Annotated in this window: 7 protein-coding genes and 2 pseudogenes; all 9 read left to right on the top strand. The window is 45.9% G+C overall.

All coding sequences use genetic code 11. The features are described from left to right. Positions 1-223 (top strand): annotated as a pseudogene (locus IQR33_RS04990) (EscN/YscN/HrcN family type III secretion system ATPase); the annotation flags it as partial. After that, positions 220-681 (top strand): type III secretion protein, encoded by a 462-nt coding sequence (locus IQR33_RS04985; protein ID WP_005377236.1) that lies wholly within the window; start codon positions 220-222, stop codon positions 679-681. The pseudogene IQR33_RS04990 and the gene IQR33_RS04985, both read left to right, overlap by 4 nt. A gap of 9 nt (positions 682-690) precedes the next feature. Further along, the gene (locus tag IQR33_RS04980; protein WP_193837343.1) at positions 691-1,896 is read left to right on the top strand and encodes a type III secretion system needle length determinant; all 1,206 of its coding nucleotides are present in this window, start codon (positions 691-693) and stop codon (positions 1,894-1,896) included. Continuing rightward, positions 1,893-2,861 carry a SctQ family type III secretion system cytoplasmic ring protein VscQ gene (gene vscQ, locus IQR33_RS04975; RefSeq protein WP_025768125.1) on the top strand — a complete coding sequence of 323 codons (969 nt, stop codon included), beginning with the start codon at positions 1,893-1,895 and terminating at the stop codon, positions 2,859-2,861. The genes IQR33_RS04980 and vscQ overlap by 4 nt, the downstream gene beginning before the upstream one ends. Continuing rightward, positions 2,858-3,508, top strand: a complete 651-nt coding sequence (vscR, locus tag IQR33_RS04970) for a SctR family type III secretion system export apparatus subunit VscR (protein ID WP_005377232.1) — start codon at positions 2,858-2,860, stop codon at positions 3,506-3,508. Before vscQ ends, vscR begins: the two co-directional genes overlap by 4 nt. Positions 3,509-3,521: 13 nt before the next feature. Continuing rightward, positions 3,522-3,788: a SctS family type III secretion system export apparatus subunit VscS gene (gene vscS, locus IQR33_RS04965; protein ID WP_005377227.1), complete on the top strand. Its 267-nt coding sequence runs from the start codon at positions 3,522-3,524 to the stop codon at positions 3,786-3,788. Next, positions 3,785-4,570: a type III secretion system export apparatus subunit SctT gene (sctT, locus tag IQR33_RS04960; protein ID WP_137282056.1), complete on the top strand. Its 786-nt coding sequence runs from the start codon at positions 3,785-3,787 to the stop codon at positions 4,568-4,570. Before vscS ends, sctT begins: the two co-directional genes overlap by 4 nt. Positions 4,571-4,585: 15 nt before the next feature. After that, entirely contained in the window at positions 4,586-5,635 is a 1,050-nt protein-coding gene (vscU, locus tag IQR33_RS04955) for a SctU family type III secretion system export apparatus subunit VscU (protein WP_005387129.1), read from the top strand. Between the two features lie 102 nt (positions 5,636-5,737). Next, a pseudogene (locus IQR33_RS04950) lies at positions 5,738-6,175 on the top strand (AraC family transcriptional regulator); the annotation flags it as partial.

The following is a 6,175-nucleotide window of genomic DNA, read 5'->3' as shown; positions in this document are numbered from 1 at the left end:
CGATCATCAGGCGTCTGCTGCTCATATTCGCGAAATGTTAGCTAAGTATGAAGAAGTTGAGCTGCTAATCAAAATTGGCGAATACCAACATGGCGCAGATAGCCTAGCAGATATGGCCATTGCACAAAGTGATGATATACGCGCCTTTTTACGCCAAGGCACTCATGAACCAAGCGATCTTGATGGCGCTATCGCTCAACTTAAAGGGATGGCGAAACAATGATAGAACGTTTATTAGAAATCAAAAAAATTCGCGCTGACCGTGCGGATAAAGCCGTCAAGCGTCAAGAATACCGAGTGTCAAACGCCGCAGCACAGGTTCAAAAGGCCGAACGTTCTGTCGCGGACTATCACGTTTGGCGCCAGGAAGAAGAAGAGCGACGTTTTGCTAAAGCAAAACAACAAACGCTCGTTCTCAAAGAGCTGGAAACATTAAGACAAGAAATCGCGTTGTTAAGAGAGAGAGAAGCCGAACTTAAACAACGTGTGGCCGAGTCAAAAAAAGCGCTTGAAATCGAACGCTCGGCACTTAAAGAAAAGCAAAAAGAGGCGCGACAAGCCCATAAAACCAAAGAAAAATTCGTTCAGTTGCAGCAACAAGAAGTCGCGGAAAAATCGCGAGAAAGGCAATACCAAGAAGAACTCGAACAGGAAGAGTTTCGCACTGTCGACATTATCTAAAGGTTCACTATGCGCATTACCCCAACAACTGAAACATCGAATACGCTGCACAAATCAACGCCGGAACAAGTGCCTCTCGAGAAGGAGGCCGAGCTTCAATCACAATTCGAGCATGCAATGACGAAGAAGCCTAGCAAGGGAAAGGAGTCTATCGTTGCGAATCCCCAAAAGAATCATACTGGCGAAGAAGACATACCGCTAAGGCATAAGACATCTCAAGGTCTAGATAAGAAACCTAACTCATCGAACCAAGAAGCCAACGCTGACAAAAACACCTCCACTTTAAAAGGTAAAAGTGACGTCGTCACTAAGAGAGATATAGAGAAACCGCAAGACGACGCAGCAAATAGCGAAGAAATAATTAGCGAAAACAATAAATTGCTTAAAAATGATGGAAAAAGCGATGGCGACACAGTTCTAAGCTCCCCTTCTACCGAGCGTGTTGATCCTCACTTTCAAGCTCATTTGAAAGATGATAAACCGACGCCGATGGATAAACATACCTCGCCGGATTGTCTCTCTACGCTTGAATCTGGCTTGCTTCCCCAAAGTGCGACAGAGACAGAGCTCGCTCAATATGGGATTAACATTGTTGGCTTAACGAAAAAGCAAACTGAAAAAACGCACAATAAGCGTGCAACTCCGCCGCTACAGAATACAGGCAAACGATCAGACCAAACTGGTGGCCTGCCTGAAACCAAGCCTCTTGAAAAAATCGTGACGAAAAGCGCACTAGTCGCCGTTAAAACGGATGAAGAAAAAGTGCCTTCTCAACCCTTTGCAAGTGCGGTAACACAAGGCGATGTCATCCTAAAAAGTGTTGCTTCGCAGGCTCAACCAAGCCCAACGCGAGACGTAAACCAATTACTCCAGCAATTGGTGGACAAAATCTATGTTGCTCTACCAACCGCATCGGACAACAAAGAGGTTCGGCTGTTTCTAAGTGAAGGGCAATTAAAAGGTGGTGAAATCCACATAAAGTTGGACGCTCAAGGGTATAGCGTGACGATTCGACAAGAGCATGCCCTTTCCATTATTAGCCAGCAAGCTAGACAAGATCTTGCTGAACGGCTAAACCGATTCGGCGGTGAGCAGCCACTTCGCTTAGCGATCAGCGAACAAACTCAACAGCTCGATCAACAACAACATGAACAACAACACTCACGCCAACAACGCAGCGTGTATGAAGAATGGCAAGCGGAGAATGACCTATGACGCCGTTAATAATACCCAAAGTGGATGCAGAAAGTATCGCGCTCAGCAATCAACTTTGTGCTAAACAGTGCCACTTCCAAGGGACTGATGGTCAGAGCGTATCGATTACTGTTGCTCAAATCCCTTCATTTGAAGGGTTCCGTTTAACCACGTTGATTGGAGGGCAAACCCTACAAGTAGACTTTTCTCGTGCGCAGCTCCAACATTGGCTGAAATCGACCTTAAATGCTACTGCGTTTGAGTCCCTGCCTAACTCCCTCCAGTTAGCACTTTTGAGCTCACAGATAGAACCGCATAGTGAGGCAATCAAAGCGCTATTTGGTCAGTTACCCATTCTTAGTCAACTACAGCCGTTAGAGGCGAGCCAGGCCCAAGAGCATACTTTAATGTTAACCCTCAATAAGCCTAACGGCTCTCTTTGTTTGTGGGTTAGCGAAGGATCAGACGTGTTGTTGGATGCGCTACCAAACAGCGCTGCTCTACAAGCTCGACACCTCGCTTTACCTGTGTGGTTAAGTCTTGGAAGGACCCATTTGACGTTAAGCGAATTTAATTCGCTCGAGCTGGGAGATGTCATCTTTTTTGACGATGGTTACATCGCCAAGCAACAAGCCATTTTTCAAGTATCTAACCAGAATCTCTGGCGCTGCCAGCTAGATGACCAAACTCTTCACATTATTGAAAAAGAAACCAATATGAATGACGTAAACACTTCAGAAATGTTAACCGACCACCAGCAACTGCCTGTGGAACTCACGTTTGATATCGGCCATCAAACCATCACGCTAGAGCAGCTTAACCAGCTTCAGCCAGGGTACGTATTCGAGCTAAACCAGCCTGTATCTAAGCCGGTAACATTGCGTGCCAACGGCAAAATCATTGGTGAGTGTGAACTGGTTAATGTTAACGAACATTTAGGTGTGCGCGTACTGGAGCTGTTCGGTGGCACGCAGGAGCCAGCATGATCCAGTTACCCGACGAGCTCAATCTCATCGTCAGCTTAGCACTGCTGGCACTGATCCCATTTATCGCCATGATGGCGACGTCGTTTGTGAAACTCGCCGTTGTATTCTCACTGCTGCGTAACGCTCTCGGTGTACAGCAAATTCCGCCGAATATGGCGCTTTACGGATTGGCTATCATTCTGTCAATTTTCATCATGGCTCCCGTCGGGTTTGAAACCTACGACTACGTAAAGCAGCATGATATCTCCCTTGAAGATTCTGCAAGTGTAGAAGGCCTCATTGAAAGCGGTTTACAGCCTTATCGAGAATTTTTGAAAAAGCATATTCGGGAAACCGAAGCCATATTCTTCACTGATGCTGCACGTACATTGTGGCCACAGAAGTACGTAGACCGTTTAGAGTCGGACAGCTTATTGCTCTTACTGCCCGCATTTACCGTCAGCGAGCTTACTCGCGCTTTTGAAATTGGCTTTCTGTTGTACTTACCGTTCATCGCTATTGACCTAATTGTGTCGAATATCCTACTCGCGATGGGGATGATGATGGTATCGCCAATGACGATTTCCCTCCCCTTCAAATTGTTGCTTTTTGTCTTGCTTGACGGCTGGACAAAGCTCACCCACGGCTTAGTGTTGAGTTACGGTTAATCACGGAGAAAGTATGCATTCTGCTGAAATCATTCATTTCACGACTCAAGCATTAACCCTAGTGTTGTACTTGTCATTACCGCCGATTTTAGTCGCAGCATTGGTTGGTACATTGGTGTCGCTTATTCAGGCGTTAACTCAGGTCCAAGAACAAACGTTAGGCTTTGTGGTCAAGCTTATCGCGGTCATTATTACACTGTTCGTCACAACGCAATGGCTAGGGGCAGAGCTCCACGCCTTCGCCTCGCTTGCTATGGATAAAATTCCTCAAATACGATGAGTTATCACGACTTACACCAGGCTTTATTTTTGTACAGCCTGACGTTACCTAGGTTAATGGCATGCTTCATCTTTTTGCCTATTTTGAGCAAGCAAATGTTAGGCGGCACCATGGTGAGAAATGGTGTGCTTTGCTCACTCGCACTGTTTATATTTCCGATGATTAATCAGCAAAGCTTGCCCGCAGAAACCGACGGCATTTGGCTGATAGTGATTTTGGGTAAGGAGGTATTAATTGGGCTATTGATAGGGTTTGTTGCTGCTATCCCCTTTTGGGCGATAGAAGCGGCCGGTTTTCTGGTCGACAACCAACGTGGTGCTGCCATGGCAAGTATGTTTAACCCAACGCTAGGCTCACAATCCACACCAACAGCCGTGTTGCTGACCCAAACGTTGATTACCCTGTTCTTCTCTGGCGGGGGCTTTGTCACTTTTATCTATGCGTTATTCAAAAGCTATACATCTTGGCCGATCGTGGACTTTTTCCCAACCGTTAGCGACGCATGGGTGAGCTTCTTCTACGCGCAATTTGAACAGCTTATGTGGCTTGGTGTGTTGATGTCCGCTCCACTAGTGTTGGCAATGTTTCTTGCTGAGTTTGGTCTGGCGCTTATCAGTCGTTTTGCACCGCAATTGAATGTTTTTTTCCTTGCCATGCCAATAAAAAGTGCCATCGCGAGTGTTTTACTGATCGTGTATCTCGGAATAATGATGGATCACTTTGAAGTACAGTTTTACGGCATTACCCGATTCGCAGAACAACTCAATACCATTTGGCAATAACGCTTAGGATTCTTTATGAGTGCAGAAAAAACAGAGCAACCCACCGCAAAAAAGTTACGCGATGCTCGGCAGAAAGGTCAGGTTGCCAAAAGCCAAGAAATCGTATCGTCTGCATTAATTTTGGCGCTCATAATTGTACTGTTTGCGTTCGCCGATTATTACATGTCGCACATCTCAGCGCTTATTCTACTACCAAGTAAGCTTGCTTATCAGGGTTTCCAAGATGCGCTAGTCGATGTCGCTATCGCCATCGCAAAAGAAATTGCCTATCTACTCGCTCCGATTATTCTGGTTGCTGCACTCGTCGCCATCTTTTCCAATATGGGGCAGTTCGGATTCCTATTTAGTGGTGAATCCGTTAAACCCGACATCAAAAAGATCAATCCCGTCGAAGGGGCCAAACGCATTTTTTCCCTTAAGAGTGTGATTGAGTTTATCAAGTCGATCCTTAAAGTCTCTCTTCTTTCCTGCATTATCTGGGTGACATTACGCGGTAACATCAACGCTTTAATGCAAATTCCAACTTGTGGGCTAGAATGTGTCCCGACCATTACTGGCGTCATGATTAAACAATTAATGATTATCTCTTCGGTAGGCTTCATCGTCATCGCTGCCGCAGATTTTGCGTACCAGAAATTTGATCACACGAAAAAGCTCAAAATGAGCAAGGACGAAGTGAAACGCGAATACAAAGAGATGGAAGGCAGTCCAGAAATAAAAAGCAAACGTCGTCAGTTGCACCAAGAGCTACAAGCCTCCAATCAACGCGAAAACGTTAAACGTTCTAATGTATTAGTTACAAACCCAACACATATCGCGGTTGGCCTTTATTACAAGAAAGGCGAAACGCCCCTGCCCGTCATCACTTTGATGGAAACCGATGCGGTAGCCAAACGTATGGTCGCAATCGCTAAAGAGGAAGGCGTGCCTGTGATGCAAAAAGTCCCTCTTGCTCGTGCACTATACGCCGACGGTAACGTCGACCAGTACATCCCAAGCGATCTTATTGAGGCAACTGCGGAAGTGCTTCGTTGGTTGGCTTCGTTAGAGTCCGAGGCGGACTAACAAACCACATCCCATTCAAGATCTGCGCTTACAACTACCCAGCTTTCAACCTCGATACTTTCAACGCTATAATGCGGTATCCTTTAACTGTATGTTGTTTTTATGAAATCTAGCTTAAGCATTCGCTCCTACACGAAACGTATGAGCCGACATACTCATAGTGATTATCATCAACTCGTGCTTCCTCTCCAGGGCAACATACAGATTGATATGGATAGTTATGTCGGAAAGGTGGCGGTTGGCGACTGCATAGTCATCCCCAAAAGTTGTGCTCACGGTTTTAATGCCGAAGAGTCATCACGCTTTATTGTTGCGGATATGACCACTTTGCCCACTCATTTGATGGATAGTAGTGTGGCTGTGTTTTCGATTAGCCCGCCTCTACTGAGCTTTATCCAGTTTGTCGAAAAGCAACTTGAGTATCAGGTTAATGATGAAATTGAAAACTCAATGGTTGCAACCTTCTATCTGTTGCTGGAGCAGCAAAAGCGGTCTCGCTCCGTGGATTCGCGTATTCGAGATGTACAGGTTGTGATCGCC

This window comes from Vibrio sp. OPT46, from assembly GCF_015163535.1.
GTDB classification, from domain to species: Bacteria; Pseudomonadota; Gammaproteobacteria; order Enterobacterales; family Vibrionaceae; genus Vibrio; species Vibrio alginolyticus.
This window is presented reverse-complemented; position numbering and strand designations above follow the sequence as displayed.